A 1,015-nucleotide genomic window follows, 5' to 3' on the forward strand; every position below is an offset into this window, starting at 1 on the left:
TGCATGAGCCGGAGGCGTCGCTGGAAGAGCGAAAGTCGGCGCAGCGCGAGCAGAAGGAAGCGATCGCGCAAGCCGCTGCGCTGCACGTCCAGGACGGCGACACCGTTCTGCTCGATGGCGGCACGACCTGCGCCGCGCTCGCCCGGCAGTTGAGTGCGCATCACGATTTGCATGTGGTGACGAACAACCTGCTTGCGGTGATGACGCTGGCCAATGCGCCCGGTGTGAGGATCACGCTGATAGGCGGCGATTTGAGGGCTTCGAGCATGAGTACGCTCGGGCCGCTGGCTGAACTTGTGCTGAGCCGTTTGAGCGTGGACGTGGCGTTCCTCGGTGCGGATGGCGTAGCCGCGGATTTCGGGCTGTGCGAGGCGACGGCGGAGCAGGCTTATCTGAAGGATTGCATCATTCGCCGCGCGGCGAAGGTGATCGTTCTCGCCGATGCCGACAAACTCGGCCGCGCGAGGCAACAGCACTGGACGCCGCTTGAACGGGACTGGACCTTGATCACCACCGATCTGGCCGGCGCTGAACGGCTTGCGCCGTTCAAGGCATTGAAGGGGGTCGGGGTCCAGGTCGTCGCGATGGACGCTTAATGGACGCCTAATGGACCATTAAGCGCTGGTCGAGCCCCTGGCCGACTTGTCTGCATCCGCCGCACGCTCCAGCAACAATTCTCTCTCCCTCGCGTTCCTCGTCATCGACGCGGCACGCTCGAACGCCTTGCGCGCTTCTTCATGGCGGCCGAGCCTCGCCAGCAGATCGCCCCTGACGCTCGGCAACCAGTGGTAATTCCTAAGCACTGCATCTTCAGCCAGCCCGTCGACGATCGCCAGACCCGCCGCCGCGCCGAACGCCATCCCCACTGCCACTGCGCGGTTCAGCTCAACCACAGGCGAAGGCGCCACCACGGACAACGCATCGTACAAAGCCACGATTTGTTCCCAGTCCGTCTCCTCCGCGCGCCGCGCCCGCGCATGACACGCCGCCAGTGCACCCTGCAGCGCGTATGGTA

At 64.7% G+C, this 1,015-nt stretch carries 1 protein-coding gene and 1 pseudogene; one reads left to right on the forward strand and one right to left on the reverse strand.

Features of this window, described 5'->3' with window-relative positions; all coding sequences use genetic code 11:
* On the forward strand, positions 1-596 hold a 596-nt coding region (locus tag ACRXB1_RS36695; RefSeq protein WP_449494859.1), incomplete at its 5' end, for a DeoR/GlpR family DNA-binding transcription regulator.
* An 18-nt stretch (positions 597-614) separates the two neighbouring features.
* Here the strand turns inward: ACRXB1_RS36695 and ACRXB1_RS36700 are convergent.
* Positions 615-1,015: pseudogene (locus ACRXB1_RS36700) on the reverse strand (RNA polymerase subunit sigma-24); the annotation flags it as partial.

It is taken from the genome of Caballeronia sp. M23-90 (genome assembly GCF_053574605.1).